We start from the raw sequence: 16,820 nt of genomic DNA on the forward strand, positions 1-16,820 counted from the left end.
AATTATTCCTGCTCAGTTTGTCGCAGGTAATAGCCAACTCCTCTTCTTGTCACAATCCATGTCGGGTGACTTGGGTTGTCTTCAATTTTCTCACGAAGGCGGCGAACCGTTACATCCACTGTTCGTACATCTCCATAATAATCATAGCCCCATACTGTTTGCAGAAGGTGCTCACGAGTCATAACCTGGCCGATATGCTTTGCAAGATAATGCAACAATTCAAATTCACGGTGAGTAAGTTCGATCATATCTCCCCTTTTGGTTACCATGTAAGCATCAGGGTGGATAACTAGGGAACCAATTGCAATCTCAGAAGGTTCTTCTGTATCTGCCGCCTTCTGTTGATGACGTCGCAAATTAGCCTTTACCCTTGCAATTAATTCACGCGTGCTGAAAGGCTTGGTTACATAATCATCTGCTCCTAGTTCTAATCCAAGCACTTTGTCTATTTCTGAATCCTTGGCAGTCAGCATGATAATCGGCATTTCATATTTCTTACGTACTTCTCTGCACACTTCCATGCCGTCTCGCTGAGGCAACATGATATCTAAAAGAATTAAGTCTGGGCGCACTTCCTCCACCTTATTGACCGCCTCTTCGCCGTCATAGGCACAATATACCTCGTACCCTTCTTTTTGGAGGTTGAACTTCAATATATCTGCAATTGGTTTTTCATCGTCTACTACAAGTATTTTCTTTTCCATATGGTTTCGCTCCTTCTCAGCATCTATCTATTCCTATCTGTTAGTATGGCTTTTTTCCAAAGATTGTTGCCATTTGCTAGAAAAAAACGGCTTATAAGCGTAATTATAATCAAAACACTCTACTTCTTACTTTACCATGTAGAGCGGGGGAGCGCATCTATTAAGAGAAAGCTCATAAAAGTGCAAGAAACATAAAAACCTCTAGCTCGCTTTTCTTTTGCTAGAGGTTTCATGTATGTGTTTAGTTATTTAAATACTGCATTGGATCTTTTAACTTGCCATCCTGGTACACTTCAAAATGTAAATGAACGCCTGTAGATTGTCCTGTCGTTCCCATGACACCGATCTTTCCGCCGCGAGAAACAGTTGCTCCTACGGAAACGCTAATTGAATCAAGATGAGCATACGTTGTCTTCATTCCATTTTGGTGATTGATGACAACCTTATTTCCATAACCGCCGTCCCAACCAGCAGATTCGATCACTCCATTGTCTGCTGCTTTAATCGTACGGTCACTTGGGCGGGCGATGTCGATACCTTTATGCATCTTACCCCAACGGTGACCCATTTTGCTGGAAATATAACCGCCGACTGCAGGCCAAGCAAGGGATCCGCTTCCGCGGGAAGGAATCACTTTCGTCCCTTTTACAACAATATGTTTAACTGGCTCTTTTAACGTTTCTTCATGTGTTACTTCTGTCTTGATGGTCATGCCGTTTTCTTTTGTAGTGATGGTACGAACATTTTTCTCTCCGTTTTCACCCTGTTGCTTTACTTTCGTTTCTCCCTTAGGCAGCTCTTTATCTTCCACTACTTCCTGCTCGTAAGGAACTTCTTCATTTTTAGACACTTCTTGTTTTACCACAATATTTAAGTACGGTTTTTTCGCTGAAACATTTAACACTTTACCAACCTTCAGTAAAGTATCCATCGCGATATCAGGATTCATTTCTAAAAGTTCTTCTGAAGATAGGTCATGTTTCTCAGCGATATCTCCCAGGGAGTCTCCCGCTTGGACTTCATACTTATCTGCTTGTTTTTTACCTTTTTTAACCAATTTCACTGCTTCTTTTACAGAAACAACATTTTTAGGATCCACATTTTTATCGCTGTAAGAAACTTTTTCTTTAATAGTTAAGTCTAACACGCGAGACTCGTTTTCTTTCAGCTCAGGAAGCTTGGATTCTTGGTTTTCTTGTCTTTCTTCTAAAGCTTTTAAGTCTTTTTCTGAAACAAACTCTAACTTCAGTAGTTCCATGACTTTTTCTGCTTCTTCTTTATTTTTCAGGAGTGCCACTTCTTCTCCTTCAATGGTCAATACGGAAGCGCTTGCCATAACTTCGACTTGCTCAATTACTGTGTCAATCGTCTCTTTATTCTGAGCAGAAGGTCTAAACACTTTCTCAGGTACAACTGTTACTTGTTCCCCTACGGAAAGCTCTAGATTCTTATGATCTTTTTGAACAGACTCCACTTTAGCCTCTAATGCCTTGTCTAACTGTTCCTTATTATCAACCGCACCAACACGTTCTCCATTCAAGTACACGTGATAGACCGTTCCAAGAAGTGAATTCTCACTAGCATGAACAGCGACTGCGCCAAGTGTAATAGTAGAAGCAGCAATAGTAGTAACCATTACTCTTTTTGTAAAAGTAGAAATGCGATTTTTTTGAGATTTATGTTTAATATTTTGTTTTTCGGTGTAATTACTATATATACGCTTTAATCGGTTCATCATGGTCTTTCTTTCCCCCTGATTTCTTCCCGTTCTATAAACAGTTTTATTTAGGTAAACTAGATTCCTCGTCTTAGGACTAATGATACCCATTTAAATTTTTCGGCTCTTTTACCATACCATAGGTTCATAAACAAATAGAATACTAGAACAAAAGATGTAATATAACTGTATTATTGCTGTCATATTTAGGCGATTTATAGGGGTTTTTCCTTATTTAGGCACTAAACATGGGTAATTTTACATAGTTTTGACGTACTGAGTGGAAATGGAGGGTATATTCCCCTGTTTTGTTACAGGTGGGTAACAAAGGGCGGTGGGCAGTTTTGGTGGGGGAGGAAGTTAGTGGCCTTTTTATGGGCTTTTTTGTGTTTTTAGGGCTTTTGTTATTGGATCGGTGGAGGTTCAATACCGCAACCCCGAGCTTAATAGTGATTCTATTTGACCGAACTGACTGTTTGAGCCGGGCTTCGGGCGTATAGAACGCTTCTATTAGACAGTTTAAGCGGTTTGCCCTTCGCTTCGGGCGTATAGAAACTTACATATAGTAAATAACGAGTTAGATACAAAAAAAACAGCACGTTCATTTTAATAATGAACGTGCTGCTTTGTGATGGCTCGGGACGGAATCGAACCGCCGACACATGGATTTTCAGTCCATTGCTCTACCAACTGAGCTACCGAGCCATAAATGGCGGTCCCGACCGGGATCGAACCGGCGATCTCCTGCGTGACAGGCAGGCATGTTAACCGCTACACCACGGGACCTAAGTTAAAAGAAAAATAATGGTGACCCATACGGGATTCGAACCCGTGTTACCGCCGTGAAAGGGCGGTGTCTTAACCGCTTGACCAATGGGCCTTACTTTTTGAAAGAAAATGGTGTGCCATGAAGGACTCGAACCTTCGACCCTCTGATTAAAAGTCAGATGCTCTACCGACTGAGCTAATGGCACATTATAAAAATATTTTAACTATTAAAGTACTGCTTTACATTTACATAGATTCGAGGAAGCTTACTCTGTTGACGCCCTCGTCTCTACTAGCTTAATCAGGATGTATATCAACGAGTGCGCTGAGGTTTTGCTTCGTAGCTTATTCAACGTGCTCTACCGACTGAGCTAATGCACTTAATATGTAACTATGAATCTCTTTTGACGACGTTTTTAATAATATCATACTATCAACAAAACTTGCAATAACTTTTTTAAAAAAATAATAGTTACTTAAAATGTCTCGCATAATTCTGTCTAAACCGCTAAAAAACAAAGCCCCCCAATTGGAGGGCTTCACAAAAATTAATTACTTCGCATACACACTACGTACCACATTCGTCTGAGAGCGATCTGGCCCTACAGAGAAGATGGACAATGGAATGCCTGTAAGCTGAGATACGCGCTCAATGTAGTGACGAGCGTTTTCTGGAAGCTCACTTAAGCTTTTAACGCCAGTGATGTCTTCTGTCCAGCCTGGCATTTCTTCATATACCGGCTCACACTCAGCAAGTACTTTTAAGCTTGCTGGGAATGCTTCCATCACTTCGCCTTTGTATTTGTAAGCTACGCAAATTTTCAACGTTTCAATACCTGTTAATACGTCGATGGAGTTCAAAGAAAGGTCTGTCATTCCACTTACGCGGCGAGCGTGACGTACAACTACACTGTCAAACCAACCTACACGGCGAGGGCGTCCAGTTGTTGTACCATACTCTCTTCCCACTTCACGGATTTGGTGACCAATTTCGTTGTCTAATTCTGTTGGGAAAGGACCGTCGCCAACACGAGTCGTGTAAGCTTTCGCAACACCTACAACGTGGTCTATTTTAGAAGGACCTACTCCAGAACCGATTGTCACTCCACCAGCCACTGGGTTGGAAGATGTTACGAATGGATATGTTCCTTGGTCGATATCAAGCATAACCCCTTGAGCGCCTTCAAAAAGAACGCGTCGGCCATCATCAAGCGCATCGTTTAGCACAACGGAAGTATCTGTTACGTACTTTGCAAATTGTTGTCCGTACTCATAGTACTCATCCAGAATATCTTCTAACTTGAATCCTTCTGTTTCGTACATTCTTTCAAGCAAACGATTTTTCTCCGCTAAGTTGTGTGCAAGCTTCGCCTCGAAAAGTTCACGGTCAAGCAAGTCCGCAATACGGATACCAACACGAGCAGCTTTGTCCATGTAAGCCGGTCCGATTCCTTTTTTCGTCGTACCGATCTTGTTTGCACCTTTGCGCTCTTCTTCCACTTCATCAAGCTTCAAGTGGTACGGAAGAATAACATGTGCTCTATCAGAAATACGTAAGTTATCAGTGCTTACTCCACGGTCATGTAAATATTTTAATTCTTTTATTAATGCTTTAGGATCTACAACCATTCCGTTACCGATAACACAAGTTTTGTCGTTATAAAAGATTCCAGAAGGTATTAAGTGTAATTTATATGTTTCACCGTTAAATTTAATTGTGTGTCCTGCGTTATTACCGCCTTGGTAACGTGCAATAAGCTCTGCATTCTCAGAAAGAAAATCGGTAATTTTTCCTTTTCCTTCGTCTCCCCATTGTGTTCCTACTACGACTACTGATGCCATAGAGCGTACACCTCCACTAAATATGTAACTTTTTAAATACATTTTTCAACAAAAGTAAGTTTATCAGCTGCAAACTAGAAAGTCAACCAAAACACGAACGTTACATAAATTTAATATTGAATTTGTTCGTAAATAAGATGGATTACTTTAAATTATGCTCGAGAAAGTTTAAAAAGGCACCTACATGACGTAGATGCCTTTTATTATGCCCCTGGAGGGACGGATTCATCATCAAATCGCCGCTCCAAATTAACAAATTTATTATATTCTTTTACGAAAGCCAAGGAAACTGTACCAACAGGACCGTTACGCTGTTTGGCCAGGATGATCTCGATGATGTTTTTGTTCTCACTTTCTTTGTCGTAATAGTCATCACGATATAAGAAACCAACAATATCGGCATCCTGCTCAATACTTCCGGATTCACGGATATCAGACATCATGGGACGCTTGTCTTGACGCTGCTCCACTCCACGGGACAGCTGAGACAAGGCAATAACAGGAACTTCTAATTCCCTTGCCAACGCTTTTAAGGAACGGGAAATCTCAGAAACTTCCTGCTGACGGTTCTCACCGCCGCCGCGTCCACTACCTTGAATTAATTGCAGGTAGTCAATCAGAATCATTCCAAGGCCGCTCTCCTGTCTTAGGCGACGGCATTTGGAACGAATCTCGCTGACACGGATACCAGGCGTATCATCAATGTAGATACCCGCATTGGACAAGCTACCCATTGCCATCGTCAACTTGCTCCAATCCTCAGCGGTCAATTGGCCTGTCCTAAGGTTTTGCGCATTGATATTTCCTTCTGCACAAAGCATCCTCATAACCAGTTGCTCCGCACCCATCTCGAGACTGAAGATCGCGACATTTTCACGAGCCTTTGTAGCGACGTTTTGCGCGATATTCAAGGCAAATGCCGTTTTACCAACAGAAGGACGCGCAGCGATGATAATCAAATCGTTTCGCTGGAAACCTGCCGTCATTTTGTCCAATTCGGTAAAGCCTGTCTCAATCCCCGTCACTTCGCCTTTACGGTTATGAAGGGTTTCGATATTATCATACGTTTTAACTAGGACATCCTTGATGTTTTGGAAGACACCAGAGTTTTTTCTTTGAGAAACCTCTAAGATTTGTTTTTCCGCTTCGTTCAATAATCCCGCTACTTCATCTTCCCTGCTGTAGCCTTCTTGGGCGATGTTGGTTGCGGTACGAATCAGACGGCGGAGAATAGACTTTTCTTCTACTATCTTAGCGTAATACTCAATATTGGCTGCAGTTGGCACCGAACCTGCTATATCACTCAGGTACGATACCCCTCCAACTTCTTCTAAAAGCTTCAAGTTTGCAAGCTCGGATGTGACTGTGACCAGATCGACCGGTTCGCCCCGGTCGGAAAGATTCAGCATGCAGTCATATATCTTTTGATGGGCAGCGCGGTAAAAGTCATCTGGCATGACAAGCTCTGATGCCAATGTCAGTGCGGACGGTTCTAAGAAAATAGCCCCGATGACCGCCTGTTCCGCTTCTATATTTTGCGGTGGTATTCGATCTTCAAAAATATCACTCATCCCTGTTCCTCCTCCCAGAAAGCGAATCCTCTCTAAGCTCTCATAAAGAAAACTCGGCAATTGCCGAGCACTTTTCTTACTTTTGTTCTGTTACATGCACCTTCAAGGTTGCTGTAACTTCTGTATGCAGCTTTACAGGTACATTTGTATAGCCTAAAGCGCGGATGGCATCATTTAGCTCCATTTTGCGCTTATCGATCTTTATTTTATGCTTCTTTTGAAGCTCTTCTGCGATTTGCTTTGTGGTGATGCTACCGAATAAACGACCGCCTTCACCTGCTTTAGTTTGGAATTCAAGCGTAAGCTTTTCCAACGTCTCTTTTAATTTCTTTGCGTTTTCAACCTCTTGTTCCGCTTCTTTGGCCTCTTTGTTCTTTTGAGCTTCCAATGATTTAAGGTTACCATTTGAAGCCTCCATCGCCAACCCTTGTTTTAGTAGAAAATTATGGGCATAACCATCGGCCACGTTTTTCACTTCGCCTTTTTTGCCTTTACCTTTAACATCTTTTAAAAATATTACCCTCATTCCTTGGAACCTCCTTCTAAGTACTCTGTTATTGCTTGTTTCAATTGTTCTTCTGCTTCATCAATGGTCGTATTCATCTGTGTGGCTGCATTTGTCAGATGCCCGCCGCCGCCAAGGTTCTCCATGACAACCTGTACGTTGACATCCCCGAGCGATCTTGCACTGATGCTTACCTGCTCGCCGTTTCTGTGCGCGATGACAAAAGAAGTATTGATGTCGCTCATCGCAAGCAGCGTGTCTGCAGCCTGGGCGATCATCACCTGATCAAAGGACTCTTCAGGTACACCTTTGGCAATAACAATGCCTTCTTGGAACAGATAGGCACTTTCTATCAACTTGGCGCGTTTCACAAAGCGGTCAAGATTTTCTTTTAATAGCTTTTGCACAAGAATGGTGTCTGCCCCTTGCGAGCGCAAGTAGGATGCTGCATCAAATGTACGGGAACCGGTACGGACCGTGAAGCTTTTCGTATCTACTATTATACCAGCTAACAGGGCGGTCGCTTCAAGCATTGTGATTTTGATGCGCTTTGGCTGGTATTGCAAGAGCTCTGTAACAAGCTCCGCAGTGGAGGAAGCATATGGCTCCATATATACAAGCAACGGATCCTCTATAAAGTCCTCTCCACGTCTGTGGTGATCAATCACCACCACATTATCAATTTTACTTAGCAGCTTTTCCTCAATCACGAGGGATGGCTTATGGGTATCGACCACTACCAGCAACGTATCGCCTGTCGCTATCTCAAAGGCATCTTCCGGTGAGATGAACTTTTCCCAAAGCTCACTATGACCTTTCAATTCCTCCAACAGACGGTGAATGCCGGCATCAATTTCCTGATTGTTTAAAACAATATACGCATTTTTATGATTGAGCTCCGCTACTTTGGCAATCCCGATGGCCGCTCCAAGCGCGTCCATGTCCGGGTAGCGATGACCCATGATAATCACTTTGTCACTTTCGTGGATCAGTTCCTTCAATGCATGGGAAATAACGCGTGCACGTACACGTGTCCGTTTCTCCATCGGATTTGTTTTGCCTCCATAGAAGCGTACCTTTCCATTAGTCTGCTTGATGGCAACCTGGTCGCCACCACGGCCCAAGGCAAGGTCCAGACTTGATTGGGCAAGGTGTCCCAACTCAGGAAGCGAAGGGACTCCTGTACCAATGCCAACACTTAATGTAAGAGGCATGCTTTGTTTGGATGTTTGTTCCCGAACCTCATCCAATATGGAAAACTTGTTCTTCTCCAATTGCACAAGGATATGTTCATTTAATACGACAATAAAACGTTCCATTGACGTTCTTTTCAAGAATACGCCGTTCTCCATAGACCATTTATTAATAATGGAGGTCACCTGGCTGTTGATCGCGCTTTTCGTTTGATCATCCATTCCCTGTGTCACTTCATCATAATTGTCTAAGAAAATGATACCAAGAACCGTTCGCTCGTCTTCATATAATTTTTCAATATGCGTCTGTTCGGTAATGTCAAAAAAGTAGATAAGACGTTCAGCTTTCTTGATGACCACTTTATATTTCCTATCATGCAAGGGAATCGTTTCCGTTTCGATATCCTGCTTTAAAAGAGGAATCAAATTTTCTCCAACATCATATAACGACCTGCCAACAAGCGTTTCTTCATGAAAACAGGAAGCGAGAAACGGATTCGTCCATTCGATTTGATAATCGTCGTTATAAAGCATAATACCAATAGGCATTTCCATTAACGCTTCTTCCCCAACCTTTTTTAACCGGTAGGAAAGGGTGGAAATGTACGTTTCCATTTCTTTTTTAGCCTTTTGTTCCACTTTGATGTAAAGATATACAACCAAGCCTAGGAGCAGAAAGCTGACAATCCCTATTTGCCATTGGAAAAACACAATTATCCCAAGTTGAATCAGTGCGATGACAAACAATAAATAGACGGGATAACGCAAATTCAGTTTTTCGAAATAATTAGGCATGTATGTTCAGCTCCTAATTAATAGTTTAGCTCATTATTTTCCTTGATTCTTTCCCTGTATCCTATCTCTAAGTTGAAAACCGATATCTATTATTCCTATCATTCTTATTATATAGACCAAAGGAGTGATTAGGAAGGATAAAATGACCAGTGTAATCGGAATGGCTTTGGAGATCTTTTTTATATAACAGAAGTAGAAAATAAATGAGAACCCTTGCACCGTCATTAATAGCATTAAAATGAAGGAAAGGTTTAGGACTACCATAAATAAAGTTGTCCCTTCTTCTGGTGCCATAATCGATAAAATTAGGACAATTAAGTAATACCACAACAAGCTCTTTGGAAGCATCAATTCCCTGAATGGAGGGAAAGGACTAACCTTCACTTTTAACCTTTTAATAATAAAAAAGGTGATGAGTTGCGAGAAATAGGCATGTACAAAAGAGGTTAATACCAACATGGTAGGTAGTAGATAACTTGTATAACCCAGGGACTCCTCTAATACCGCCACCGCTTCTTTTGCATTTTCTTGACCGAGCGAGGTAGCTATTGCTTCTGATGCCTGTATAGACTCCCTTATCATCTCTTGCATGACTTCTATAAAATCAATATTAAAAAGGACGATTGCCACCACATACGCAAGGATATAATTGAGCAGGAATACCCCTGTAGCAGCGCCCAAAATGGCATAACGGTTACCATTCTTTTGGATAAGATGTCCCATGACAACACCGGCAGTACTAGCTGGTATGCTCAGGGCAAGAGCAACCGGTGACCCAATCAGTACACTAAGCACACCGGCAACTACTATGAGCCATATCCCTGATTTCCACCCGTTTCTTGCTGTATAGACGACAAACGGGACAACAAGGGCGAGAAAGGTGATGAGCCCTATAAAAGGGACGAAAAGTGTCATGAGAAGGAGCAGGATATAGATACCGAGCAGTGCTGCTCCTTCTGTTATATGTTTTGTTTCCTTCATCAGTATAAACCTCCAAGAACGCTTAGTTACACAATATGTATAGTTTATCCTTAAGATTCTATTACAATCAAATGTTATGTAGATGATAGCATAAACTCCCTGTGTCCTCCGTTCCAGGTGTTCGCTTTCCGCGGGACGGTGTTTGAGCCTCCTCACAACGCTTCAGGGGTCTCAAGCTACCGTTTCCCCCCGCAGGAGTCTCTCACCTTGCGCTTCAGGCAACAGGGTGGAACCTTATAACATTTTTAAACGACTAGCAAAAAGGAAGGCAGCAAGATATTCTCTCACTGCCTTCCTTTTTATTTATTCGGCTGTATTACTCACCAGAAACGTATGGTAGTAATGCCATTTGACGAGCGCGTTTGATCGCGATCGTTAATTTACGTTGGTATTTAGCGCTAGTTCCTGTTACACGACGAGGTAAAATTTTACCACGCTCAGAAACGAACTTTTTTAGTACATCAGTATCTTTGTAATCGATATGAGTGATACCGTTAGCTGTGAAATAACAAACCTTACGACGTTTGTTACGTCCACCTCTGCGTCCTCCTGCCATTTTATTCACCTCTTCTTTTTTAGATTTTTCGGCTTATGCAGCCATTTTTATAAAACGATTCCTTCTAGAATTAGAACGGCAAATCGTCATCGGATATATCAATTGGTTGGCCATCGTTCTTAAATGGGTCGTCATCAACACGAGTATAACCTTGGTTGTTGTTATTGCTACGCTGTTGGTTCTGATCATACCCAAAGTTAGGTGATGAACCATAGCCTTGATTTTGATTTGGATTAGGACGGGATGCATTTCCATTTCCTGAACCGCCGGATCCCTTAGGTTCTAAGAATTGAACACCTTCTGCCACTACTTCCGTTACGTACACACGTTTTCCATCTTGGCCTTCATAATTACGTGTCTGCAACCTGCCATCCACTCCAGCCAAGCTTCCTTTTTTCAGAAAGTTTGCTGCGTTTTCAGCTTGTTTTCTCCAGACAACACAGTTGATGAAGTCAGCTTCGCGTTCGCCTTGCTGATTCTGGAACGTACGATTGACTGCCAATGTAAATGTAGCAACCGCCACTCCACTTGGGGTATAGCGCAATTCAGGGTCTTTCGTTAAGCGACCTACCAATACTACGCGATTTAACATCAGAACCACTCCTCCTTGAGACGACGTCCATAAAGAGGACAACTATTATTTAACTTCTTTTTTAACAACAATATGACGGATGATGTCTTCGCTGATTTTAGCAAGACGATCAAACTCTTGAACTGCAGCTGGCTCAGCAGCTACGTTTACTAGCATATAGTAGCCGTCACGAAAATCATTGATTTCGTATGCTAAGCGGCGTTTTCCCCACTCTTTGGATTCAGTAAGATCTGCACCGTTGTCAGTTAGGATCGTATTGAAACGTTCTGTAAGAGCTTTTTTAGCGTCTTCCTCAATGTTTGGACGGATGATATACATGATTTCGTACTTGTTCATCACAGTCACCTCCTTTTGGTCTAAGCGGCCCTTAGTGGGCAAGGAGCAATCAATTATAAATAATCATTACTCACAAATTAAGATTATACCAGAGGGGTGGATTTTTTGCAACATGTCCTAGTTGTTTCGTTATACAGTTGATCTTCGTTGCAGGCGCTTCGCTTTTCGCGGGCGGTCCGGAAGCCTCCTCACTTCGTTGCGGGGTCTTCCCTGTCCCTTCTTCCCGCAGAAGTCTGCGCGCCTTCCACTACGATCAACTTGGTTACTGCATTATTCATAAAATAAAAAAGAGAGGAAAATCCCCCTCTCTTTTAATAAATATTATACGTTAAAGCGGAAGTGGATAACGTCTCCGTCTTTTACGATGTATTCTTTTCCTTCTAGTCGGACTTTCCCTGCTTCTTTGGCAGCTGTGTGAGAGCCTGCTGTAAGTAAGTCTTCATAGGATACCGTTTCTGCACGGATGAACCCGCGCTCAAAGTCGGTATGGATGACTCCCGCACATTGTGGAGCTTTCATGCCTGTACGGAATGTCCATGCACGAACTTCTTGTACACCTGCAGTAAAGTAAGTAGCAAGACCAAGTAGATTATACGCAGCACGGATCAGTTGATCTAGACCAGATTCTTTAATGCCAAGCTCCTCAAGGAACATTGCTTTTTCGTCTGCATCTAATTCTACTATTTCAGACTCGATTTTCGCACAAACTGTGATAACTTCGGCATTGTCTTTTGCAGCAAATTCACGTACTTGCTTCACATATTCGTTGTCGGAAGTGTCTGCTACATCGTCTTCGCCAACATTTGCTACATAAAGGACTGGCTTGCTTGTTAATAGGTGCATGCCTTTTAAGTATTTCACTTGCTCGTCCGTTACTTCCACTGTACGCGCGGGAAGCTCATTTTCAAGCGCTTCTTTTACTAGTACAAGCACTTCATGCTCATATACCGCTTCTTTATCTTTTTGCTTCGCTAATTTGGCAACACGCTCAAGACGCTTATCTACTGATTCTAAATCAGCTAAAATAAGTTCCAGGTTGATGGTTTCGATATCTTCAATCGGGTTCACTCCACCAGAAACGTGAGTGATATTATCGTCAGCAAAGCAACGAACCACGTGGCAGATCGCATCAACTTGACGGATGTGAGATAAGAACTTGTTTCCAAGCCCTTCTCCTTTGCTGGCACCTTTTACAATCCCGGCAATGTCGGTAAATTCAAAGTGTGTTGGTACTGTTTTCTTCGGATTTACAAGTTCTGTTAATTTTTGAAGACGCTCATCTGGAACATCTACGATACCTACGTTCGGATCTATGGTACAGAACGGGTAGTTGGCAGATTCCGCCCCCGCTTGTGTGATTGCATTAAAAAGCGTTGATTTCCCTACGTTTGGAAGACCAACGATACCTGCTGTTAAAGCCATTTTATCCACTCCTAACTTCCGTTAACACATATTTAAACCTCCCACAATTATAGATAGAATGGGAGGAAAAGACAAGTTTATTTGAATTCCAGTCACTTTGACAACCGCTGTTGATTTACGCTAAGACCAGCTTTTATTCTTCACTTCTAACCAAAATCTTCTTAATTTTCCTTGTGAATTCTTTTCGTGGCATGAGGACGGTGTGGTCGCAGCCTTCGCATTTGATGCGGATGTCCATTCCCATTCGTACTACTTTCCATCTGTTTGTCCCGCATGGGTGTGCTTTCTTCATTTCTACTACATCATTTAAACCGAATTCTTTATCTGTCATATTTCTACACTCCCTACTTTTCTATCTCAATTGGAAGCATGCCCGTCTTGCTTTGGTTCCCGGTTATAGAGCACCAGGCGTGGAAATGGAATTTCAATGCCCGCTTCATCCAGACGATTTTTGACTTCCTTCCTGATCGAACGCCCGATATACCAATGCTTCATCGGCACTGTTTCACATGTGATCCTGAGTACAACCTCGGAGTTGCCCAACGTTTGAATGCCAAGCAGCTCTGGTGGTTCTGTCATTTCCACATACCTTGCCGGCATTTCTGCAAGCAATTCTTGAATTACTCGCTCCGCTTCTTCTATTTTTCCTTCATATGCGATGCTTACATCCACTACGGCCACGCTGTTATGAATGGAGAAATTCGTTAGTTCTACAATACTGCCATTGGGCAATATATGCAATTCCCCTGTCCAACTTTTTATTTTCGTAGTCCGAAGGCCAATCTCTTCCACATACCCCTCAAATGTGCCGGTTCTGATATAATCCCCAACAGAAAATTGGTCTTCGAATATAATAAAAAAGCCTGTAATGATATCTCTTACCAAGTTTTGAGCCCCAAATCCTACAGCAAGGCCAACAATTCCCGCCCCGGCCAAAAGTGCCCTGACATCAATATGGACTATTTCTAAAATCATAATGAAGGCAACAAAATAGACTACGTAAGTTAACACATTCTGCAGCAGTTTCAAAAGGGTGTTTTCTCTTCGTTCCGATATACGGATAGGCCCTTTTTCTCTTAGTTTCACAAAGTTTTGAACGAGGTTTTTTCCTATTTTTATTATCACGCCTGCTACAAAGATGATCAGAATGATTTTCAGTAATCCTTCTCCGATAGAAACCCAGAGATCCTCATTCAGTAAGGAGTCTTTCATTTGTATTAGCACTCGGTTTGTCCATTCCATATTCATTTTACCTCGATATCTTCATATATTTACTCCTAGATTCCCCACAATTTGCTATTTTACTAAAACAAAAGAAGCGTCTTCTTACTAGTTTTCTCGGTTTTTAATTGGATAAAGCAGAATACAAACGAGCAGATAGAGATTGATTAAGCCAAATAGCGGGTAAAGTATTGCTACGAGGACGGAAAAGCCCACTGCGGTGAAGGGAACCATTAATAAAATGAACAATAAACACATGAGCCAAAGCGGTATTGGAATCACATTTCGAAATCTCGTCACTAACCCGAGCAACCCGGAGGCCGCCGTGGTATAAATTGCCACCCAAAGCAGGATGGTCATGAAGAATAGCATATAAAACGGGTAACTCTGAATGATGGCAAAGAGTGGGATTTCGAAAAGGCCAAGCTTACTCTGTACCAAAATAAGCGTTTGGTTATAAAAAAGAGAGATGACTCCCAAAATAACCCCGCTCCCTACACTTGCAATGATAATTTCTCCTTTGCCTTTTACTTCTTTTCCTATTGCAGATAAAACGGCTACAAGTGGAAGGATATTCAATGCTGTAAAAGTAAATCCAGCAGGCCAGTTACTTTGTTCAAGCACGGAGGTGGGAACGGCATCCGGGCTGTTGAGCACTGCATCTATCAGCACATAGGCTAAGGTCAACACAATGATTGGGATAATCACGACGTTTACCGTTACCATTCCTTTGACGTCGTAAACGAACAACAAGATCAATAAGATGCATATGATTGCAATTCCGCCCCAATAAGGGATGGAAAAGACCTGTAACGCCGCTCCGCCACCTGCTAGCATCACGACTGTCGTGGTAAATAAGTAAACGACCATTACTATATTGTATAAATACGATGCCCTCACTCCGACAAGTTTTCTTAGGACGGGGGAGAAATGTTCAGACTGCTCTTTGCTGCTGATTTGCAGGATCACATAACACGAAATGATAAAGAACAAGGTGAATAATAGAATGGCTAGTCCGCTTTCCGAACCGAAAAACTGCCATAGTTCCCGTCCGGATGCATACCCTGCGCCAATCACTGTTCCCAATATTAAAAACATCCAGCGAAACCCGCTTTTCCACATACATGCAACCCCCTAAAATATCCAAAAATAAAAAAGTGGACGTATAGTTTCCCATCAATAGTCGTATACTGTTACTACTATTAAGAAGGAGTGGAACCTATGAATCTTAAATCTAATTTTTTTGAGAAGAAGGGAGGCAATATTCGTATTGCTCATGATGAAGTAAATGCATACAAGGAACTTGCACTTACTTTACAATCCAACCTTCCTACAAGCCTTGTGTACCGCCCCATCGTGATTGTATGCATCGGCACTGACCGGTCAACTGGAGATTCCCTGGGACCACTAGTCGGCACAAAGCTTCACGATATAAAGCTTGATCATGTTCATGTATATGGCACATTAGATGATCCTATACATGCTGTTAATCTAGAAGAGAAGCTCGCATATATCCAGGCAAAGCACCTTACTCCTTTTATTATTGGAATTGATGCCTGTCTTGGAAGATTGAAAAGTGTAGGTCAAATTACTATAGGCGAAGGACCTGTGATGCCTGGAGCTGGAGTAAAGAAGGATTTGCCGCCAGTAGGGGATATGCATATTACAGGAATTGTCAATGTTAGTGGTTTTATGGAGTTCTTCGTTTTACAGAATACGAGATTAAGTCTTGTCATGAAAATGGCAACCGTGGTAGCGCAATCCATTCAAGAATTGGATCGAGCCATTGAACGGAAGAATTTCCTTGCATCTGCTGCCAGGGACACTGAACCACCATTCATTCAAACGCAAGAATAGAAAAAAGGCCGACCATAGAGAGTCGACCTTTCAAGGGAAGATAAATTCACATAATAAAAAAGTATTGAACAAGTACAAGAGCGGCTGCTACTAATATTCCCGGAAGCAAATTGGCCACTCGAATGGCGGTTACACCTATGATATTCATTCCAATCGCCATAATCATGACCCCTCCAGTAGCGGTGATCTCAAAAATGAGCAACTCCAGTAAATCTGATGGGACAAACCGGTCAATTTGAGTAGCAAATAAAGCGATACTTCCTTGATATATCATGACAGGGATGGCAGAAAACAAAACCCCGATCCCTAAAGTCGTGGTCAGAACAATACTTGTGAAGCCATCAATGATAGATTTTGTATACAGGACCTGATGATCGCCCCTTAGGCCGCTATCCAAAGAACCGACAACCGACATTGCTCCGATAACAAAGATGAGCGTTGCCGTTACAAATCCCTTTGATACGGAGCCCTGCTGTTTTGACCCCATCTTACTTTCCAGCCAATTGCCGACATTGTTCAGTTTGCGGTCAAGATTGATCCACTCACCTAGCACCGCACCTACTACCAGACTGATGATGACAATCAGAAATTCATTACTTTTAAAACCCATCTGTGCCCCAAGTAAAAATACAGCAAGGCCTATGATTTTCATGACCGTTTCTTTCGTATTTTCTGGAATACGGGTGAAGATTTTTCCTATAAATGTACCAAGCACAATACATATACCATTCACAATGGTTCCTAATAAAACCACTCTAAA

Annotated in this window: 16 protein-coding genes and 4 tRNA genes; 1 reads left to right on the top strand and 19 read right to left on the bottom strand. The window is 42.2% G+C overall.

Features of this window, described 5'->3' with window-relative positions:
* Positions 1-2 precede the first annotated feature (2 nt).
* The 18 genes from yycF to B4U37_RS21560 all read right to left on the bottom strand — a co-directional run bounded on the left by yycF (position 3) and on the right by B4U37_RS21560 (position 15,325).
* Positions 3-704, bottom strand: a complete 702-nt coding sequence (gene yycF, locus B4U37_RS21475; RefSeq protein WP_010197838.1) for a response regulator YycF — start codon at positions 702-704, stop codon at positions 3-5.
* A gap of 241 nt (positions 705-945) precedes the next feature.
* The gene (locus B4U37_RS21480) at positions 946-2,442 is read right to left on the bottom strand and encodes a M23 family metallopeptidase (protein ID WP_088020038.1); all 1,497 of its coding nucleotides are present in this window, start codon (positions 2,440-2,442) and stop codon (positions 946-948) included.
* Positions 2,443-3,053: 611 nt separating this feature from the next.
* A tRNA-Phe gene (locus B4U37_RS21485) sits at positions 3,054-3,126 on the bottom strand.
* A 5-nt stretch (positions 3,127-3,131) separates the two neighbouring features.
* Positions 3,132-3,207, bottom strand: a tRNA-Asp gene (locus tag B4U37_RS21490).
* 19 nt (positions 3,208-3,226) lie between these two features.
* Positions 3,227-3,301: transfer RNA gene (locus tag B4U37_RS21495), tRNA-Glu, on the bottom strand.
* An 18-nt stretch (positions 3,302-3,319) separates the two neighbouring features.
* Positions 3,320-3,395: transfer RNA gene (locus B4U37_RS21500), tRNA-Lys, on the bottom strand.
* A 346-nt stretch (positions 3,396-3,741) separates the two neighbouring features.
* A complete protein-coding gene (locus tag B4U37_RS21505; RefSeq protein ID WP_088020040.1) occupies positions 3,742-5,031 on the bottom strand; it encodes an adenylosuccinate synthase in 1,290 nt (429 codons plus the stop codon).
* Positions 5,032-5,234: 203 nt separating this feature from the next.
* Positions 5,235-6,602 (bottom strand): replicative DNA helicase, encoded by a 1,368-nt coding sequence (gene dnaB / locus B4U37_RS21510; protein ID WP_010197842.1) that lies wholly within the window; start codon positions 6,600-6,602, stop codon positions 5,235-5,237.
* 76 nt (positions 6,603-6,678) lie between these two features.
* Positions 6,679-7,128, bottom strand: a complete 450-nt coding sequence (rplI, locus tag B4U37_RS21515) for a 50S ribosomal protein L9 (protein WP_010197844.1) — start codon at positions 7,126-7,128, stop codon at positions 6,679-6,681.
* Positions 7,125-9,095 (bottom strand): DHH family phosphoesterase, encoded by a 1,971-nt coding sequence (locus B4U37_RS21520; RefSeq protein ID WP_088020042.1) that lies wholly within the window; start codon positions 9,093-9,095, stop codon positions 7,125-7,127. The genes rplI and B4U37_RS21520 overlap by 4 nt, the downstream gene beginning before the upstream one ends.
* 33 nt (positions 9,096-9,128) lie before the next feature.
* A complete protein-coding gene (locus B4U37_RS21525) occupies positions 9,129-10,076 on the bottom strand; it encodes a YybS family protein (protein WP_088020044.1) in 948 nt (315 codons plus the stop codon).
* Between the two features lie 316 nt (positions 10,077-10,392).
* Entirely contained in the window at positions 10,393-10,632 is a 240-nt protein-coding gene (gene rpsR / locus B4U37_RS21530; protein ID WP_010197852.1) for a 30S ribosomal protein S18, read from the bottom strand.
* Between the two features lie 70 nt (positions 10,633-10,702).
* The gene (ssb, locus tag B4U37_RS21535; protein ID WP_010197858.1) at positions 10,703-11,224 is read right to left on the bottom strand and encodes a single-stranded DNA-binding protein; all 522 of its coding nucleotides are present in this window, start codon (positions 11,222-11,224) and stop codon (positions 10,703-10,705) included.
* A gap of 45 nt (positions 11,225-11,269) precedes the next feature.
* Positions 11,270-11,560, bottom strand: coding sequence for a 30S ribosomal protein S6 (gene rpsF, locus B4U37_RS21540; RefSeq protein WP_010197860.1), 291 nt, complete (start codon positions 11,558-11,560; stop codon positions 11,270-11,272).
* Between the two features lie 321 nt (positions 11,561-11,881).
* A complete protein-coding gene (gene ychF, locus B4U37_RS21545) occupies positions 11,882-12,982 on the bottom strand; it encodes a redox-regulated ATPase YchF (protein WP_088020046.1) in 1,101 nt (366 codons plus the stop codon).
* 133 nt (positions 12,983-13,115) lie between these two features.
* On the bottom strand, positions 13,116-13,313 hold the full coding sequence (locus B4U37_RS21550; RefSeq protein WP_060665641.1) for a DUF951 domain-containing protein: 198 nt from the start codon (positions 13,311-13,313) through the stop codon (positions 13,116-13,118).
* Positions 13,314-13,339: 26 nt separating this feature from the next.
* Positions 13,340-14,224: a mechanosensitive ion channel family protein gene (locus B4U37_RS21555; protein WP_088020398.1), complete on the bottom strand. Its 885-nt coding sequence runs from the start codon at positions 14,222-14,224 to the stop codon at positions 13,340-13,342.
* An 87-nt stretch (positions 14,225-14,311) separates the two neighbouring features.
* The gene (locus B4U37_RS21560; RefSeq protein WP_088020048.1) at positions 14,312-15,325 is read right to left on the bottom strand and encodes a YkvI family membrane protein; all 1,014 of its coding nucleotides are present in this window, start codon (positions 15,323-15,325) and stop codon (positions 14,312-14,314) included.
* Positions 15,326-15,424: 99 nt separating this feature from the next.
* Here B4U37_RS21560 and yyaC point away from each other — a divergent pair, with 99 nt between their 5' ends.
* On the top strand, positions 15,425-16,060 hold the full coding sequence (gene yyaC, locus B4U37_RS21565) for a spore protease YyaC (RefSeq protein ID WP_010197872.1): 636 nt from the start codon (positions 15,425-15,427) through the stop codon (positions 16,058-16,060).
* Positions 16,061-16,106: 46 nt separating this feature from the next.
* On the opposite strand, the gene B4U37_RS21570 is transcribed toward yyaC, so the two are convergent.
* Complete coding sequence (locus B4U37_RS21570) at positions 16,107-16,814, bottom strand: DUF554 domain-containing protein (protein ID WP_010197873.1); 708 nt, start codon at positions 16,812-16,814, stop codon at positions 16,107-16,109.
* Positions 16,815-16,820 lie beyond the last annotated feature (6 nt).

The organism is Sutcliffiella horikoshii (assembly GCF_002157855.1).
Lineage (GTDB): Bacteria > Bacillota > Bacilli > Bacillales > Bacillaceae_I > Sutcliffiella_A > Sutcliffiella_A horikoshii_C.